Source organism: Phytoactinopolyspora endophytica (assembly GCF_004138495.1).
GTDB lineage: Bacteria > Actinomycetota > Actinomycetes > Jiangellales > Jiangellaceae > Phytoactinopolyspora > Phytoactinopolyspora endophytica.
In genome coordinates this window covers 668,580-669,008 of the sequence record NZ_ML142849.1, presented here as the reverse complement: position 1 = coordinate 669,008, position 429 = coordinate 668,580, and the positions used below count along the sequence as shown (strand labels likewise).

Sequence of the window (429 nt, the reverse complement as noted above, 5' to 3'; positions counted from 1 at the left end):
CGGAGAAGACGCCGTCGTAGGTCTCGGGGCGGTCGTAGTCGGCGACCGCGATTCTGACTCCGCGGGCTGCGTAGCCGGCGGCCTTCGCCTCGTCGCGGACGACGGCGGTGATCTGGTCGGCTGGGACCTTTTCCAGCAGCCCTTCGATGACGAAACGGCCGAGGTGTCCGGTGGCTCCGGTGACGACAATGCTCATGTTGAAAAAACTCCTTGTTGGGTGTGTGTCTGTCACTAACCATATGAGCGGCACGAACTTTGCGACAGTACCCACTTTGAAGTAAGGTACGGGGATGGCAGTAACTACTCCGGCCGTCAAGTGGGACCTCGACGGAGAGGCCTTGTGCCCATACCGTCTCGTCCTGGAACATGTCACCAGCCGCTGGGGTGTCCTCATCCTGATCCAGCTCCTGGATCGGTCCTACCGGTTCA

At 60.8% G+C, this 429-nt stretch carries 1 protein-coding gene and 1 pseudogene; one reads left to right on the top strand and one right to left on the bottom strand.

Annotated features, from left to right (window positions below; genetic code table 11):
- Positions 1–196: NAD(P)H-binding protein (locus ELR45_RS36595; protein ID WP_205855749.1), on the bottom strand; the 196-nt coding region annotated here is incomplete at its 3' end.
- Positions 197–290: 94 nt separating this feature from the next.
- Between ELR45_RS36595 and ELR45_RS42440 the strand changes: the two are divergent.
- Positions 291–429, top strand: a pseudogene (locus ELR45_RS42440) (winged helix-turn-helix transcriptional regulator); the annotation flags it as partial.